Source organism: Vibrio genomosp. F10 str. ZF-129 (assembly GCF_000287055.2).
Taxonomy (GTDB): domain Bacteria; phylum Pseudomonadota; class Gammaproteobacteria; order Enterobacterales; family Vibrionaceae; genus Vibrio.
In genome coordinates, this window is record NZ_AJYQ02000089.1 from 80,526 (window position 1) to 97,107 (window position 16,582).

The following is a 16,582-nucleotide window of genomic DNA, read 5'->3' on the forward strand; positions in this document are numbered from 1 at the left end:
TCTCCTTAAGCCGGTTGCTGGATAGCTTTTAGGCTATCTTTTGGCGCGGCGATTGTCTTGTATGCGTTGTATGCCATTAAGAACATACCAGCAAGGAAGATAAAGCCACCAATGAAACGAACAGTATAGTAAGGGTATGAAGCTTGGACTGATTCAACGAAACTATACGTTAGCGTACCGTCTGAATTGACCGCGCGCCACATTAGACCTTGCATAACACCTGATATCCACATGGCTACGATATAAAGAACCGTACCAATCGTCGCCAACCAGAAATGCACATTGATCAAGCCAACTGAGTACATGCGTTCTTGATTAAATAGGCGAGGAATAAGGTGATAAACCGTACCAATCGTGACCATTGCAACCCAACCTAATGCACCAGAGTGAACGTGACCAACCGTCCAATCAGTATAGTGGGATAGGGCATTAACCGTCTTAATCGACATCATTGGGCCTTCAAATGTAGACATGCCGTAGAAGGATAGAGAAACCACTAAGAAACGTAGGATTGGATCATAGCGAAGTTTATGCCAAGCACCAGACAGCGTCATAATACCGTTGATCATACCACCCCATGACGGAGCAAATAAAACCAAAGACATAACCATACCTAGCGACTGTGTCCAGTCAGGTAGCGCGGTGTAGTGTAAATGGTGAGGACCCGCCCAAATATAGAGCGAAACAAGCGCCCAAAAGTGAACGATGGATAAACGGTAAGAATAAACTGGACGTTCTGCCTGCTTAGGGACGAAGTAATACATCATACCTAAGAAACCGGCAGTTAGAAGGAATCCAACCGCATTGTGTCCGTACCACCACTGTATCATCGCATCTATCGCACCCGCGTAAATCGAGTAGGATTTTCCTGCTGACACTGGTATCGCCATACTGTTTACAATATGTAAAACGGCAACGGTGATGATAAAGGCTCCAAAGAACCAGTTTGCTACATAAATGTGTGAGGTTTTACGCGTGATCAGTGTTCCAAAGAACACGACTGCGTAAGCGACCCATACCAATGTAATAGCAATATCGATTGGCCATTCTAGTTCTGCGTATTCTTTACCTGAGGTAAGCCCCAAAGGTAGAGTAATTGCAGCGGCTAAAATTATCGCCTGCCATCCCCAAAAGGTGAATGCGACGAGAGGGCCACCAAATAAACGAGTTTGACAAGTACGCTGCACAACATAATAAGATGCTGCGAATAGCGCGCTTGTACCAAACGCAAAAATAACCGCATTAGTATGCAGAGGACGTAGGCGACTGTATGTCAACCACGGCGTATCAAAGTTTAGCTGTGGCCAAACTAGTTGAGCGGCAATCAAACAACCAACAGCCATACCAACAATACCCCAAAGAATAGTTACAAGGGTAAACTGGCGAACGACTGTATAGTTATAGTTTTGCTCAAGCTGCTGTTCTTGGCTCATTTGCATGCTTCCATTTTTTTATTAACTACACTTTACTTCCAACACGACTAGTGTCGTAATGCCACCCAAATCCTTTGGAAATATAAGCCTTATATCGGCGTTTCAGTTCCATTATCAACTTTTAAAAAAGTGGCACTTTCAGGACGAAACTATACTTGAATTAACAATTTAATGACAGCTTAGTAACCTTGCTAATGGTCAGGTTTTGAGGGTTTTTTTTAAAAATTTGAACTTAATTACATGGAGGCATAAAAACAATGGCAGCTCAACCCCTAACTAAAGGACGATTTGTTCAAATAATCATCACGTTGTCTATACTGGTAGGTGTATTTACGTGGCGCACGATAACCCATTCACAAATTCAATTAGTGGATTGCAACTACCAAGAACTGTGTTTATTTGATGTAAAAAACAACACTTTGGAGGCCAGATTTAACCAAGGTAAATTAAAGCTAGATTTCAACAGTGAGAAGGTCACTGTTTCGAGTGACTTAATACCTATTGAGACCGATGGACTGTTCGTATGGACATTGCCCAAGAAGGGACAAAATACCGAGATAATGTTAAATGTAACCCTCGAAAATAACGACATATATCAAGTTAACATTATAAATTTCAAACAATGAATCATTCATAGCTTGAACTAATAGGTCCAAGGGCAAATCTATTGTATAAATAACGTCACGATTTAGCTCATTTAATACATGTTATGCAGTTTATTACCCGAGTCACACATATTGAAGATGAACACACTGCCATAGAAGAATTATTGAGCGGGTTGGATCGTGAGGACCTTGCAAGCATAATCTGCTATTACACAGAAAAATACGATCCCCATGAGTTACGACACGCTTTTAACTCGTCTCTAAGAAATATCTCTATCATTGGCTGCTCAAGTTGTCAGGGAATAATGACAGAAAAGGGAGTACATTTTGGCAATGTGGTCGGCATTTTGGCTATCTATGATATTGATACAAGTGCTTATGGCTCAGGTCTGATCGAATTAGCAAGCGATTGTAATATAAAGCAGGCGACATCTAATGCACTAAATACCGCTCTTAATAATGCTAAGCGTGTTGGAGAAGTACCAGGGTTTATTATCTTACATGCAACACCAGGTATTGAAGAATCGATAATTCAAGAAATTGATAATGTTTTTCATACCAAAGTACCCATCATTGGCGGAAGCGCTGCGGACAACAACATAAAGCAGCAGTGGTCCATTTTTACAGAATCAGGGGCAACAAACACCGGATTTGCACTACAACTCTTTTACCCTTCACAAAAAGTCACCGCAGGATTGAGTGCAGGGTACACGCCAACAGAGTTCAAAGGTACAATCACGAAATGTAACGACAGAGAAATATTAGAGATTGACCACCAATCAGCGCAGGACGTCTACCTGGAATGGATCAGCGATCATGCGGGAGTAGAAGTACCCACACATTTTTCTTTTGAACTCGTGACCGAATATCCTTTAGGGCGAATGGTCGGAGAAGTTTACACCACACCTTACTACAAGTTATCTCACCCCATAAATATAAGCATAAACAAAGGATTATTACTGTTTACTAACGTAGCGGTTGGGGATGAAGTTACCTTAATGTCCGGTGACCGAGAGCAACTTATTTCTCGTGCCGCGCGAATTCTTAAAGAAACCAAACGAAACATCCACTCAGAACAACTGGTCATTGGCGCTATCTGTATCATGTGTGCAGGACCCATGCTTTACTTAGAAGAAGATATTCACGAGGTAAATAGACGAATAAGAGCTGAACTCAGCAACAACCCGTTTATCTGCCCATTTACCTATGGAGAACAAGGACGATTCATTGGTGGCGAGAATGCCCATGGTAATTTAATGGTGTCATCTGCTGTCTTTCATTCCTCTTGGTAGCAATATGGAATTTAAAGCGAAAGAAGAATTAAACGAAATCCTGCTAGAGCTTAAACGAAGCCAACAGCGCGAGGCGAACCTAGCTATAGAAAACAGGGCGATTCTTGACGCAATATCCGCCATTACAGGGGCTCAAAATCGACACCAAATTTTCCACGAGCTGAAGCGAATATTGGCTTTATACATCGATTTTGATGATTTTGTCGTTTTAAGTAAAACACAAAGTGATTCGGAATTTAGGACATTTTTAACATCGAACTCGGCTTTCGTTAACGTCAATTGGCCAGTAGGGGAAAAGTTTACTCGAGTCCTAAATGGAGACCGAATTATTCTTTTTGAGCCAACCATTCTCTCTGAATTCTCTCATTTAAATCAATTTGTTAAAGACCAGATTAACGCAGCGATCATTACTGGGATAAACACGACAATCTCTCAATCAGTTATCTTATTATTGGGGCAAAGAAAAGGTCAGTTCCCAATTTCCTCACGCGATACGTTGTCACGTTTTGAACCGCTATTGGAGCGAGCGCTCATTGATATAGAGCACAAAGAGAGCCTCCAAGAATTAGTGCTGATCCGAACAGAAGAACTTAAACTGGCAAGAGAAAAAGCTGAAGAGGCCAGTAAGGCGAAAACTCAATTCTTGGCAATGATGAGTCATGAATTAAGAACACCGTTGAACTCGGTGCTTGGTCTTATTGACATTCTGGAGTGTGAGCTTGTTGACCGCTCGCAGCTAGAGACACTGAGTAAAATAGAGTCTTCTGCAGAACTATTGCTAGTATTGATCAATGACATTCTAGATCTGACCAAAATCGAATCGGGTAAATTCTCTACGGAATATCAGTGGATTAAGCTGCGAGAGCAACTGAAAAAGACCCTCGAAAACTATGTTAGTCAGGCAGAAAAAAAGGGATTAGACCTGAAGGTTGACTTCGATACTATTGATCGAGACTTATACTGGATCGATCCTACGCGTCTATCCCAGATTGTATTTAACCTAGTTGGTAACGCGATTAAATTTACCACAAAAGGGACGATTTCTGTTTCCGCTAAAGTGCAAGATAAACGACTAGAAATAGTGATCATAGATACCGGAATAGGCATTGAAAACGGTAGAATACCCACTCTATTTTCTCCCTTTACACAAGCAGATAGTTCAATCACCCGAAAATATGGGGGAACAGGGCTAGGGCTCACCATAACTAAGCATCTCGTTGAATTAATGAACGGGCAGATTCACGTCGAAAGTACCTTAGGTAAAGGATCTTGCTTTACAGTGCTCATCCCAGTCAATAAGAAAAAACAGAGTAGTAACGCTAAGAAAAAAACATCGATCCCAGACTTTTCTCCGGAAATAGAAAATGTCTTGGTCGTCGAGGATACGAAATCCAACCAAATGGTCATCCGACTCTTACTAGAAAAATATGGTTACAATGTAACAACACTATCTAATGGTCGGGAAGCGGTGGAATACTTAAAAAATGACAGCTTCAACAAAATAGACGTTGTTATTATGGATATTTCGATGCCTATCATGGATGGGTTGACGGCCACCAAAGAACTACGCACATTTAATGAGACAATCCCCGTCATAGCGCTAACCGCGCATGCGATGGAGAAAGACAAACAAGATTGCCTAGAAGCGGGAATGAATATGTTTGTCTCTAAACCAATAAGACGCCAAGAAATACTTCAAGCACTCTATGAAGTTGCCAAAATACAGATTAACTAAAGGTTACATGAGTAACGTTCTAAACTAATAATCACTTATTATCGCCAGATAAATAAATGATTATTAGGTACTTTATGGTAAATAGCTTTATGTTCAATAGATAGGTGGCAAAGAAGAGATGTGACAAGTGAATAGACGTGAACCAGGCTACACCCGATTTTAATTTACCATAATATACATAATACGCACTTAATTGTATGGGTTATTTGGGCTGATTCTAGCGTATTCATCCGTTCTAAAGCTTGTTACGGCTAAGGTTTGTTAGTCGCAACTCCATCACTCGTTCCATTGTCTCTTATAGTTCGTGATTTGACGGAAGAAACTTCACAAATCTTTAGTTGAAACATGAATACGTATGTATTTTTCAGGCTCGGTAAATCGGAATTTTTTCTGTTTCTTAAGTATTTTTTTACTTTCTCGGCACATTTTGCTTCCACCCGTGCCATGAACTCTTCGAACAGTGGCATAGCTCTGCTTCAACTTCATTTCTAACATTAGATCGCAGAAATCGTTATCTTCAAATTCGAGTTTTCTCAGCTGCTTACTTAGATGCTTTTTGATCTTCTTTGCCGTCGCGTTGTAATCCGTATCGTCTTGACCCCACGCAGAGCCAGATAAGAGCACCGTTAACACTATTAGTCGTACAATCATAAGTACCTCCTACGAAGTAGCTTAACAACTGCAGATTAAAACGCCTTAAGTGAGGTTAAAATTATCGAGGCACGGCCTGTCTATGTGTAATAACGTTGTTGAATAACATTGTTTAACAATGGACTAGGCTCTTTTATTGCTCGACTTATTTTTAAAACCTTGATGTGGAAAAACATTCCGTATTCTTTGCTGAACCTTTTTGGGCACGGCCTCCGAAAACACCAATTTAGGCCCGGTACGCTGTTGATATACTTTAAAAGTGCCATCAAAAGGTACAATGCTGGCTATATCTTCAACACTTGTTCGAAATTTTGCAGGGAAATGCCCTTTTACTTTCGAAATCTTCCCTGCAACAAACGTTACTTTCAGTACTGGCCGGTCTACAGCAACAAGCCAAAAGACAATGATGGCACCGATGAGAATGACATATAACATGACTTAACCTCATATCTAGTAATTAATTGGAAAGCAGCTTACTCAGATCTTGCTTGAGATCATTCACTGTCTGGCTGGCCTTTTCACTTCTCGATGCTTCAGTAAGAAGATATTCAATCGCGTCAGACAAGGTACAACCTAGCTCATTAGCGCGATAAGAGAGTTTTTCCCAAACTCTATAATCGAGGTCGATGGATTTCTTTTTAGTGTGTATCTGCTCTGCGTTGAAGTGACGTTTACGTTTTGCTCGTATCGCCTGTTTCATTTTGTTATCTAAATTTAAAGCCATGTGTTCTTCAATCCAGTCAAGGACTAATGTGGGCTCGTGCTCCAAACTTTGCAGCGCTTTAACCGCAGAGTCAGCTTCACTAGAATCAATATGGCGGGTTATTTCATCACCTTCTTTCCATTTTTTAATCAAATATTGCCACTTCCACCCACATTCTAAATTTTCAAGCTGTTGATACTTCATTTCTCTATCCATTGACTGTCTATGGTGACAGCGTAACTCTACGCCTGTTATATAACAATTATCTTAGTTAAAAAAATAGAGAAAGATCATTTTATCTATGCCCAAATGCCCTTTTACGTTACAATTTTCAGTCCTTAATATGTCTATGATGATAATGAATGAATCAAGAAATCTGGCGCGCGGTCACGCCTCAATACGACGCTTTTAATCAATCAATTGAAGGTATTACTTCAATCCCACCTAAAGCGTTTATGGCAACTCAAACCCGCCTTTCTGGAGCAATTGATCAATTTGTTGGACTTTCTGGCGTTTCAAGAGTCATGATGATTAATGCGCCTGACAACGCTCTATATCGAAACCTGATCTCTGAAAAAGTTAAATCGTGTGTCGGCGCTCCCACTTCGGTGATCTACAGCGAAACTTTAGATTCAACAAAGGTCTTTGGCCAATACAAAGCTGAAGATGGCGAGCTCAAACAGCATGTCCCTGGCCTATTAGATCATGCAAACAATGGGTATCTGATTCTTAGCGCGACGTTCTTATTGGCGAACCCAGCTAGCTGGTTAAAATTGAAGTCCGTTGTTTTAGGGCAAAATACGTCACCGATTAATCTTGATCCCAAACACGAATTAGATCAGGCGATCGAAAACTATTACAACCTCAAAATTGTTATCGTCGGAGACCGCGAGCAACTCGCTGAAATAGACTATTTAGATGCCGACATCCATACCGGTTTGTGCCTATTTAGTGAGTTGGAACTTGAGCTTCCGTTGTCAGACTCGACCATTGAACTTTATCTAGGCTACCTTAACTGGATCACAACAACCTACTCGCTTCCTTTTATTGAACCCTCATCTATTAAACGTTTGCTGCTTGCTGGTGCTCGTTACACGGAAGATCAAGGTTACGTTCCTGTCTGTTTGATGTGGCACCTGGCTCTTTTACAGGAAGCAACGCTAGTCTCAAATAATCAAAGTATTCGTTTTGAAGACATAGATAAAGCGATTGATAACAAGAAGTACCGAGAGTCCTATCTTCCAGAGCGAGCTCTATCTGATATTTTGAATGGTCAAGTCATTATTGAAACAAAGGGCGAACAAGTTGGTCAAGTTAACGCATTAACCGTCGTTGATGTAGCGGGACACCCTATTTCTTATGGCGAGCCTGCGAGAATATCGTGTGTTCTCCACTTCGGTGACGGTGATGTCTCTGACGTAGAACGAAAAGTCGACCTAGCCGGTAACCTGCACGCAAAAGGTATGATGATCATGCAAGCTTTTGTTAGCAGTGCCTTAAATTTTGATGAGCCTCTCCCTTACTCTGCTTCGTTGGTATTCGAACAGTCTTATTGTGAAGTGGATGGCGACAGCGCCTCACTTGCTGAGTTGTGCTGTTTTGTCAGTGCACTGTCTGGCTACCCTATTACACAGGAAATCTCAGTAACTGGAGCGGTTGACCAATTTGGCCGAGTGCAAGCGGTTGGCGGCCTGAATGAAAAGATTGAAGGTTTTTACCACGTATGCAAACACCAAGGGTTCACTGGCAATCAAGGGGTCATTTTACCGCGTTCAAACCTGAAACATTTGGCTCTAGACAAAGCGGTAATAGAGAGCATCAAAACAGGCGAATTTCATATTTGGCCCGTATCAAACGTTGATGAAGCCGTCCCTATTTTAATTAACAAACCTTTTAGAGGTGATGACGACAGCAGTGTCGTTAGTAAAATCGCTGAACGCATTGAAAACTATGAAAGACTTGAACATCCGCCTGGGATTATTGAGCGGTTGAAAAACTGGTTCTCATAAAACTGATCGGAGTTGTTTAGCGTACACCTGTTCACTAAGATGCACCTATCAGAAATTGGAGTGATTGATATAATGCAAAATAAACGTGATTCTTACGACCGTGATGATCTTCTAGCCTCTAGCCGAGGAGAACTATTTGGTCCTGGATACCCGCAGCTTCCTGCGCCAAATATGTTAATGATGGACCGCGTTACGAAGATGTCTGAAACAGAAGGCGATAACGGAAAAGGACTAGTATTAGCTGAGCTTGATATTACTCCAGACCTTTGGTTCTTTGATTGCCACTTCCCTGGCGACCCTGTAATGCCAGGTTGTCTAGGCCTAGATGCCATGTGGCAACTTGTTGGTTTCTACCTTGGCTGGGTTGGCGGTAAAGGTAAAGGCCGTGCACTGGGTGTGGGTGAAGTTAAGTTCACTGGACAAGTTCTTCCAACCGCGAAAAAAGTAACCTACGAAATTCATCTAAAACGTGTCGTTAACCGACGTTTAGTAATGGGTGTCGCTGATGGTCGTGTTCTTGTTGATGGAAAAGAAATTTACGTAGCAAAAGATCTTAAAGTGGGTCTTTTCCAAGATACGTCAGCTTTTTAAGTACGAATGTATTAGTAAGCGACTCATTGAGTCGCTTTATTTCTAACTATAAATTTAGTTATAGTGCGTCAATGGCTGCATATATAGCCCCTTTCGGGGCTAATGTTCCTTTTTACATTGTATGCAGAAGGAAGTTATTTATAGAGACCCGCTTGTTTGTCATCTCTGGCATCACGCCAACCGCCTAACCAATATGATTTCGCATCCATTTGTTGATACGGGCAATTTTCGGAAGAACGTCCGTTTAGCCCCGCTTTGTAACCTTGAGATTGTGCTCTTTCTAGGCGGTCACGCTTTTGTCTCTTCATAGTGTCGTCCTCTTACATATACATGGTTTCTTAACGTACTACTATTAAATCTAAATGGAGTTAATGTGACTCCAATATTAAGATTCGATCAAAATCTGAGTTTTCTCAAGTTAAAAAAAAGCACAGCACCAAAAATGTGATGCTGTGCTCTAGATTACAAATTAACCTATTTCCTACGGAACCCGAACAGCCCAATAAGTGCAAACATGGCCCAGCCTATGCTTCCACCTTGTCGCTCAACAACCGGCTCTTCAACACCACGCGTTACAATGTCACCAACCTTAGCACCTTGCTTTGGTATTAGCTTAACCGCTACCGTTTTTTCGGTCTGATTACCACCACCGCAGTATGAGTTGTGGGTCGTATTATCGTACCCCCCAACACATTTTATGGCCGTTGCTGAAATAACACCGGCATCATTGATATCTGTCGCATCGATAATACGGTACTGGTTCGCATGACCATTAGGGTTATTGTCGTTAGTTAAGTTATCAAGATACTGGGCTTTATTACCCAAAATAGCGCGTCGTTCTGTATTCGTTCCGTCAAAACTATATGGGTAGATGAATCCGCGTAAGCGACGAGGTTTACCGTCGTTCTCACGAGTATCTTCGGCATCTATCTGCCCTACAATTTCGTTGTAGTTATTGACTGCGCCCGCTTTACCACCAGCACCAGAAAAGAAAATCCCACCAGACAGGAAAGTTGCAGATGGTGATGATTTACTTGCATCACTCACAAACAATAAATTACCTGCTGCACCGTTTTGAGGGTAGAAACCACTTCGCTTTGCTTCACCAATCACAAGCAGATTATTGTTAATACCTGTTGCTACTGAATTACTGTGGATGGTATCCCCATTGATGCGAGATTCAGCGCCAGAGATGCGTCTTGTCGTCCAATCTCCAGCGGTAGTAAAAGAGGTATTCGCGACAAAGATAGACGCATCGACATAATTATCATCGGTATACGTATTGTAACCCACGGCATAAACGTCGGTACCCGATACTACAATATCTCTCATACTACCCTGTGCTAAACGTTCACCGTCTCTTGCTGGCACTCCAGACTGCCAATTTAACTCTACCGGTACTGCTGCGTTTGTCCAAATCGCTGCTTTTGACGTATGGTGCGCACCTTGGTCATTGGTTGCTGTTCTCGCAATACTGCCAACTGAGTAAGTATTACTCGAATCTACCGCCCACGCTCTGCCTTGCTTCCAATCATTCGCCGAAGCGCTCCCCAATGGGGAAATCGGTGAGACAATCTGATTACGAGTTCCGCCCACAATACTCTGGTTACCGACTGGTAAAGATGAATCAGTCAAGCTATTAATCACGTTGTTATACTGATTATTGAAAGAGCCATTTTCTACAAAAGCGAGGGCATTCGATGTCGTATTGCCATCAAGCTCCGCCTTCCATACATCCCATTGCTCTTTAGCCCATTTATCACAGGTGGCATACAAAAGTTCGCGATAGCAATAAGACTCAAAGTCATCTTGATCCTGGATATAAACAAAACTTCTGTCCATGGCAAACGGCAGCTCTTCTCGATAGCCGATGCCGTCAACACTGGTTCTTGTCTCACCGGCGAGCTTATAGGTACCACTTGAACAAGTTGTACCGAAGCAGCCTAGTGGATCGCCATTATCGCCAGGTTGAATTGCTACGCCATGCACCTCTGTATATTCACTAGCACCAATCCCTTCAGGGCTGACTTCTACAACAGTATATAACGCAGCGTGTGCGCTTGTTGCCGCTAATACAGTAGCTGCAATCGTCGATAATTTAAAAACTGTACTACTCATAAAAATTTAACTTTCCTGTTGCATAGCTTCCAGCTCTTCCCAGCGCTCGAAAGCAGATTCCAACTCTTGCTCAGTCGCAGAGAGCTTATCTAATGTAATTTGAGTTTCCTCTATAGACTTAGCGAAAAACTCTGGATCGTTCACTACTGTCTGTAGAGCTTCAATTTCTTGCTCTAGTTCTTCTAATCGCAGCGGCAATGATTCCAACTCTCGTTGCAGCTTATAAGATAATTTCTTAGGTTTAGCCTTTGGCGCTGTCGTTTTGGGAGTTTCCTCAACTACTTTCTTCACTTCTGCTGGTTTTTGCGCCAACCGAGCTTTGTTTACCTGAGCACGCTGTTGTTGCGCATCATGATAGCCACCAACAAACTCCTCAATCACACCATTCCCTTCGAATATCCAACTCGTGGTTACTGTGTTATCAACAAACTGACGATCGTGACTGACGAGAAGCAATGTACCCTGATAGTTGGCAAGCAAATCCTCCAAAAGTTCCAATGTTTCGATATCTAAATCATTGGTCGGTTCATCGAGAATCAGCAAATTGTTTTGCTTTAAGAAGATTCGAGCCAGCAACAAACGGTTCTTTTCACCGCCAGACAACGCTTTAACGGGGGTGCGAGCACGTTTAGGCGCAAACAAGAAATCTTGTAAATAACTCAGCGCATGGCGTTCTCTGCCACCGACCATCACTTCTTGCTTACCATCGGCAAGGTTATCGATAACCGACTTTTCCGGATCCAGTATTTCTCTGTATTGGTCAAAGTAGGCGACTTCGAGCTTTGTTCCACAGTGCAAACGGCCAGAATCAGGCTGAAGATCATTTAACAACAATTTAAGCAGCGTACTCTTACCACAGCCATTAGGGCCAATAAGGGCAATACGATCGCCGCGCATGATATTGAAGTTAAAGTTAGACACAATCGTCTTACCTTCAATGGAATAATTGAGGTTTTCCGCTTCAAATACGATTTTTCCAGAGCGTGCCGCACCATCAATTTGAAGGTTAACCTTGCCCTGTACTTCTCTTCTGTCACTTCGTTCTTCACGAAGCTTCTTAAGTGCACGTACACGCCCTTCATTGCGGGTTCTACGCGCTTTAATCCCCTGCCTAATCCAAACTTCTTCTTGAGCGAGCTTTTTGTCGAATTCTGCGTTTTGCATTTCTTCAACACGGAGGAGTTCTTCTTTCTCTACCAGGTAGTTTTCATAATCACCTGGGAATGAATTCAACTTTCCTCTATCGAGATCAACGATACGAGTCGCCATCGCTTTAATAAACGCACGGTCATGGGAGATGAAGATAATGGAACCGCGAAAATCTTTCAGATAGTTTTCTAGCCACTCGATAGTAGCAACATCCAAGTGGTTAGTAGGCTCATCAAGTAAAAGCACGTCAGGATCACAAACCAATGCCCTTGCGAGCGCAGCTTTACGTTGCCAGCCACCAGATAAATCGGTCAACTTAGTCGACGCTTCTAGCTTTAGTGAAGCAAGCACATTGGTAATTCGATCTTCAAAACGCCACGCATTCGTATGATCAAGCTTATCTTGAACACGAGCCAACTTATTGATGTTTGACTCACTTGGGTCCACAGCAATAAGATCGAGAAGATCATGGTAGATCTTTAAAGATTCACCGACTTCGGCAAGACCGCCAGACACATAATCAAAAACAGTGCCTTGCTCATTTCGCGGTGGATCTTGCTCCAAACGAGAAACAACCACATCTTGGGTAATCGTTAGTTTTCCATCGTCCATTATCACGTTGCCAGATAGAACTTTCATCAGCGTCGACTTACCGGCACCGTTTCGCCCGACCAAACAGACTCTTTCATTCTCTTGTAACGCAAAATCGGAATGATCGAGTAACGGGTGATCACCAAATGCGAGTAAACCATTATGAATGGTAAGTAATGCCATTTTTATCCAACCAACTTTGTAATTCTTGTGAGTTAAAAGGCCAATTCAATTCGGATTGTTCGAATTTTACAACTGGAATAGTGACCCCGTAACGTGAAAATAGAGTGTCATCAAAAGCAATGTCTACAATGTCTAACTCTTGAGTTATCTCTTTTGCTTTAAGTAGCTCTAGGGCCATCTCACAAAGATGGCAGCCTTCGGTACTGTATAATGTGATCACATCATTGCCTTATTTTACTGACTGTCGTGACTAAGCAACCAGCAGTTATGAATGTGCTTATTTCTTGAGAAATCTAATGGTAGCGTGGTAGAAGAGATATTCTTCGCCTTCAAACCCAGTTCTTTAAGCGCTTCTAAATCCATTTTAAAATGACGTTTGTTATTTGAAAATACAATCGTCCCTTCTTCTCTGAGTAAACGCTTTAATTCAGTCATTAACTGAATATGATCGCGTTGAATGTCAAACGATTGATCCATACGCTTTGAGTTAGAAAATGTCGGAGGGTCAATAAAAATCAGATCGTATTGTTTGTCTGTATTGCTTAGCCATTTAAGACAATCCGCTTGCTCGAACTGATGCTCACGCCCTACTTTACCATTGAGCGTCATGTTGTCTTTTGCCCAGTCTAGGTAGGTGTTAGACATATCGACTGTCGTCGTTGATTTCGCACCACCACACGCAGCGTGAACCGTCGCTGAACCGGTGTAAGCAAACAAGTTCAAGAAGTCTTTCCCGCTGGCCATTTCACCAATCTTACGACGGGTAATTTTGTGGTCGAGGAAAAGCCCTGTATCAAGATAGTCATGCAGGTTAACAATTAACTTCACACCGTACTCATGCACTTCTAAACGCTCTGACTGCTGCCCGAGTTTTTGATATTGAGAACGACCTTTCTGTTTCTCGCGAACTTTTAGCACAACTTTATTCGCTTCCGTACCAGTAACATCGATAGCTGCACGAATAATATCAGTAAGACGACGTTTCGCCGTCTCTTCTGGCACATCTTTCGGTGCAGCGTACTCTTGAATGACAAGATTATCCAAATAAACGTCGATAGCCACGTTATACTCTGGCAAATCAGCATCGTAGATACGGTAACACTCTAAATGCTCTTTACGCGCCCACTTACCAATTTTGGCTATGTTCTTTTTCAAACGATTAGAGAAGTCTGGAGCCACAACTGCGCCAGGAGAAGATTCTCCAGTAGAATCAGCACGTCGACTCGATATAGAGTAATTTTTTTGGTGACACGGTAACGCGCCATTATTCAATTTGTACTGTTTATCCGCTCGCATGCGCAAACAGCTGAGTAATTCGTCAGAGCTTGAGAATATCGACGCGGTATTGCCACCGAACTCAGACTTCAACTGCGCACCAAACGCAGTATAGAGCGCGATTAAACCAGGGTGAGTACCAAGTCGTTCACCATACGGTGGGTTTGACACTATGACACCATTTTCAAATTCAGTTGGACGTTTAAGCTGAGCCGCATCACTCACTTCAAACTGAATCAGGCTTTCGACACCTGCGCGACGGGCGTTATCTCGTGCGGTTTTTAACACTCTTTCATCGTTATCAAAGCCAAAAAACTTGCAGTCAACTTTATTGACACCGCGACGAGATTGTACCGATGCTTCTGCTTTTACTTCCGTCCAAAGCTCAGATTCGAAGTCTTCAAGAGATTCAAAGCCCCACTTCTGACGTTTGATGCCAGGAGCAACGTTTGCTGCCATCATGGCCGCCTCAATCACTAAGGTACCAGAGCCACACATAGGGTCTAAGAAAGGTTTCGTCGCATCCCAGCCGCTTCTTAAGATGATCGCTGCAGCTAATGTCTCACGTAACGGTGCTCTGCCCGCTTCTGGACGATAACCACGTTGGTGCAAGCCTCCGCCAACCATATCTATGCCAAGAAGCGCTTTATCGCGATGAAGTCGGACGTGAATACGAAGATCCGCATGATCTTTACTGATCGACGGCCTAGGTAAGCTTCTCTTGGTAAAGCAATCAACGATCGCATCTTTAACTTTCATTGCACCGTATTGGCTATTGCGTATTTCGTTATTCGTACCGTTGAAATCCACCACAAACTTCTTCGAACTGTGGAAGTGGTTCACCCAATTCACTGCGGTTGCAGATAAATAGAGGTCCATATCATCGTTACAAGTAAATTCAGAAAGAACACGTACAAATCTAGAAGCCAAACGACTCCATAAACAGCAACGATAAATTTGCTCAGTTGATGCCTTAAACTTCACCCCCGCTTGGACTGGTTTTGGGTTCTGAATGCCAAGTTTGATCAGTTCTTCAACCAATAAGTTTTCAAGGCCGTTTGAGGTAACCGCTAGATATTGATGCATAGTGCTCTTTAAGTAATAAAAAATGACCCGGTATTATACCTGACTATCTATTTATTAAGTAAGTTGATCGGTTATTTTTCTTACTCTTCACTCATTTAACTGCTCACTTGTTCGCCAAAGTTAAGCGGTTATTGCTTTTCATCCCTTCATCAATCTGCTTCCCGTTAAATCAACACAATGAAAGGCTCAAAGCCGAAGTGAATACTTATTCACACCAATTTTGGTCTATACCAGGCCGGGTTTAAGGGTGAAATTTTATTACACATTGAGTTAAAATGGGAATTATTGGTTGGTTTCCGAGTGTTTTTGCCCTGTTTGGGCAACTGGATAGAAGCAAATTAATTCAGATTAGTGGAGGGATTTCACGTTATTTGAGACACAATGCAAGGGACAATAAAGGCGACCAATAGATTTAGAGCAAAAAAAATCGGCCATAGGCCGATAAAAACGTAAAGGAACTAAAACGGGTTTAGCTAACGAGCGCTATGGGCTGGTTTTGGAACATGTCGTTAGCCAGTGACATTCTATCGTGCATCACTTTAATCGCCTGGCCAAATACAAGTTGCTTAGTCGAAGAAAGCTCAAAAGGTTCAATATCAATTAACGCTACCAAACTGGCAGACTCTCCTACTTCCAGCGTAATAAAACATCGGTCACTGAATTGATTGGTTAACCGCACTAGGTCACCTTCTTGTGGAAAGCATTCACCGTGCTGACTATCAAAGAACCAACTTTTAGGCTGTACAGGCTTATGAAAACGCTTTGCGGCCACGCAATACAGTGCTAGCTCAGCCTGGCGCGGTTCATTTAATGGGAGTAAAGAGATCTGTTCTTTGAACGTTTGAAATGCTGAAGCATCGTCAACAGAGAATTCATTGATTCCAACAGCGCAATCCACTAAGAGTTTTCTAGGTAGATTTGTTTTGAATACAATATCGTCACCAAGGTCCAGCATCAGTGTGCTTTCCTTGTCATCGTAGTACCAAGTCCATTTGTCGCTGGGTTTAAGCATTGTATCACTCTCAAATTTCCGAATTATCAAGCCATTAGGTAGAATGCTTACTTACCTTTTGCTGCTGAATAAAGTAATTCTACGAGTGCCAATTTAAAAAAAAAGAGGAAATGATTTCTCATTCCCTCTTCGATCGCTTTCAAATAACA

The 16,582-nt window shown here is 42.2% G+C and carries 14 protein-coding genes; 4 read left to right on the forward strand and 10 right to left on the reverse strand.

Features of this window, described 5'->3' with window-relative positions:
- Nucleotides 1–5: 5 nt before the first annotated feature.
- Nucleotides 6–1,433: a cytochrome-c oxidase, cbb3-type subunit I gene (ccoN, locus tag A1QO_RS09225; protein ID WP_017034267.1), complete on the reverse strand. Its 1,428-nt coding sequence runs from the start codon at nt 1,431–1,433 to the stop codon at nt 6–8.
- 778 nt (nt 1,434–2,211) lie between these two features.
- Between ccoN and A1QO_RS09235 the strand changes: the two genes are divergently transcribed.
- Both A1QO_RS09235 and A1QO_RS09240 read left to right on the forward strand, forming a co-directional pair.
- Complete coding sequence (locus A1QO_RS09235) at nt 2,212–3,330, forward strand: FIST signal transduction protein (RefSeq protein WP_026027058.1); 1,119 nt, start codon at nt 2,212–2,214, stop codon at nt 3,328–3,330.
- A gap of 4 nt (nt 3,331–3,334) precedes the next feature.
- Nucleotides 3,335–5,065: a response regulator gene (locus tag A1QO_RS09240; protein WP_017041214.1), complete on the forward strand. Its 1,731-nt coding sequence runs from the start codon at nt 3,335–3,337 to the stop codon at nt 5,063–5,065.
- A 324-nt stretch (nt 5,066–5,389) separates the two neighbouring features.
- Here A1QO_RS09240 and A1QO_RS09245 read toward each other — a convergent pair whose 3' ends face one another.
- The 3 genes from A1QO_RS09245 to matP form a co-directional block, all read right to left on the reverse strand.
- Nucleotides 5,390–5,716 (reverse strand): hypothetical protein, encoded by a 327-nt coding sequence (locus tag A1QO_RS09245; RefSeq protein ID WP_017034263.1) that lies wholly within the window; start codon nt 5,714–5,716, stop codon nt 5,390–5,392.
- A gap of 123 nt (nt 5,717–5,839) precedes the next feature.
- Entirely contained in the window at nt 5,840–6,151 is a 312-nt protein-coding gene (locus A1QO_RS09250) for a DUF3634 family protein (protein WP_017034262.1), read from the reverse strand.
- 22 nt (nt 6,152–6,173) lie between these two features.
- Nucleotides 6,174–6,623, reverse strand: a complete 450-nt coding sequence (gene matP / locus A1QO_RS09255) for a macrodomain Ter protein MatP (protein ID WP_017034261.1) — start codon at nt 6,621–6,623, stop codon at nt 6,174–6,176.
- 158 nt (nt 6,624–6,781) lie between these two features.
- On the opposite strand from matP, the gene A1QO_RS09260 reads away from it, so the two are divergent.
- Both A1QO_RS09260 and fabA read left to right on the forward strand, forming a co-directional pair.
- Complete coding sequence (locus A1QO_RS09260; RefSeq protein WP_017038605.1) at nt 6,782–8,428, forward strand: S16 family serine protease; 1,647 nt, start codon at nt 6,782–6,784, stop codon at nt 8,426–8,428.
- A 72-nt stretch (nt 8,429–8,500) separates the two neighbouring features.
- Nucleotides 8,501–9,019, forward strand: coding sequence for a bifunctional 3-hydroxydecanoyl-ACP dehydratase/trans-2-decenoyl-ACP isomerase (fabA, locus tag A1QO_RS09265; protein WP_026026719.1), 519 nt, complete (start codon nt 8,501–8,503; stop codon nt 9,017–9,019).
- Between the two features lie 134 nt (nt 9,020–9,153).
- Here fabA and rmf read toward each other — a convergent pair whose 3' ends face one another.
- The 6 genes from rmf to A1QO_RS09295 form a co-directional block, all read right to left on the reverse strand.
- Nucleotides 9,154–9,327: a ribosome modulation factor gene (gene rmf, locus A1QO_RS09270; protein ID WP_017034258.1), complete on the reverse strand. Its 174-nt coding sequence runs from the start codon at nt 9,325–9,327 to the stop codon at nt 9,154–9,156.
- Nucleotides 9,328–9,493: 166 nt separating this feature from the next.
- Complete coding sequence (locus A1QO_RS09275) at nt 9,494–11,137, reverse strand: DUF3466 family protein (RefSeq protein ID WP_017039970.1); 1,644 nt, start codon at nt 11,135–11,137, stop codon at nt 9,494–9,496.
- 6 nt (nt 11,138–11,143) lie between these two features.
- Complete coding sequence (locus A1QO_RS09280; RefSeq protein WP_017034256.1) at nt 11,144–13,060, reverse strand: ABC transporter ATP-binding protein; 1,917 nt, start codon at nt 13,058–13,060, stop codon at nt 11,144–11,146.
- Nucleotides 13,038–13,280, reverse strand: a complete 243-nt coding sequence (locus A1QO_RS09285; protein ID WP_017034255.1) for a glutaredoxin family protein — start codon at nt 13,278–13,280, stop codon at nt 13,038–13,040. Before A1QO_RS09285 ends, A1QO_RS09280 begins: the two co-directional genes overlap by 23 nt.
- 14 nt (nt 13,281–13,294) lie before the next feature.
- Nucleotides 13,295–15,421: a bifunctional 23S rRNA (guanine(2069)-N(7))-methyltransferase RlmK/23S rRNA (guanine(2445)-N(2))-methyltransferase RlmL gene (gene rlmKL, locus A1QO_RS09290; protein ID WP_017034254.1), complete on the reverse strand. Its 2,127-nt coding sequence runs from the start codon at nt 15,419–15,421 to the stop codon at nt 13,295–13,297.
- A gap of 469 nt (nt 15,422–15,890) precedes the next feature.
- Nucleotides 15,891–16,433, reverse strand: coding sequence for a cell division protein ZapC (locus A1QO_RS09295; protein ID WP_026026720.1), 543 nt, complete (start codon nt 16,431–16,433; stop codon nt 15,891–15,893).
- Nucleotides 16,434–16,582 lie beyond the last annotated feature (149 nt).

What these genes read in the sequence shown, in the direction of transcription:
- ccoN (WP_017034267.1), bottom strand. Translation starts at nt 1,433, where the DNA reads ATGAGCCAAGAACAGCAGCTTGAGCAAAACTATAACTATACAGTCGTT.
- A1QO_RS09240 (WP_017041214.1), top strand. Translation starts at nt 3,335, where the DNA reads ATGGAATTTAAAGCGAAAGAAGAATTAAACGAAATCCTGCTAGAGCTT.
- A1QO_RS09245 (WP_017034263.1), bottom strand. Translation starts at nt 5,716, where the DNA reads ATGATTGTACGACTAATAGTGTTAACGGTGCTCTTATCTGGCTCTGCG.
- A1QO_RS09250 (WP_017034262.1), bottom strand. Translation starts at nt 6,151, where the DNA reads ATGTTATATGTCATTCTCATCGGTGCCATCATTGTCTTTTGGCTTGTT.
- matP (WP_017034261.1), bottom strand. Translation starts at nt 6,623, where the DNA reads ATGAAGTATCAACAGCTTGAAAATTTAGAATGTGGGTGGAAGTGGCAA.
- A1QO_RS09260 (WP_017038605.1), top strand. Translation starts at nt 6,782, where the DNA reads ATGAATCAAGAAATCTGGCGCGCGGTCACGCCTCAATACGACGCTTTT.
- fabA (WP_026026719.1), top strand. Translation starts at nt 8,501, where the DNA reads ATGCAAAATAAACGTGATTCTTACGACCGTGATGATCTTCTAGCCTCT.
- rmf (WP_017034258.1), bottom strand. Translation starts at nt 9,327, where the DNA reads ATGAAGAGACAAAAGCGTGACCGCCTAGAAAGAGCACAATCTCAAGGT.
- A1QO_RS09275 (WP_017039970.1), bottom strand. Translation starts at nt 11,137, where the DNA reads ATGAGTAGTACAGTTTTTAAATTATCGACGATTGCAGCTACTGTATTA.
- A1QO_RS09280 (WP_017034256.1), bottom strand. Translation starts at nt 13,060, where the DNA reads ATGGCATTACTTACCATTCATAATGGTTTACTCGCATTTGGTGATCAC.
- rlmKL (WP_017034254.1), bottom strand. Translation starts at nt 15,421, where the DNA reads ATGCATCAATATCTAGCGGTTACCTCAAACGGCCTTGAAAACTTATTG.
- A1QO_RS09295 (WP_026026720.1), bottom strand. Translation starts at nt 16,433, where the DNA reads ATGCTTAAACCCAGCGACAAATGGACTTGGTACTACGATGACAAGGAA.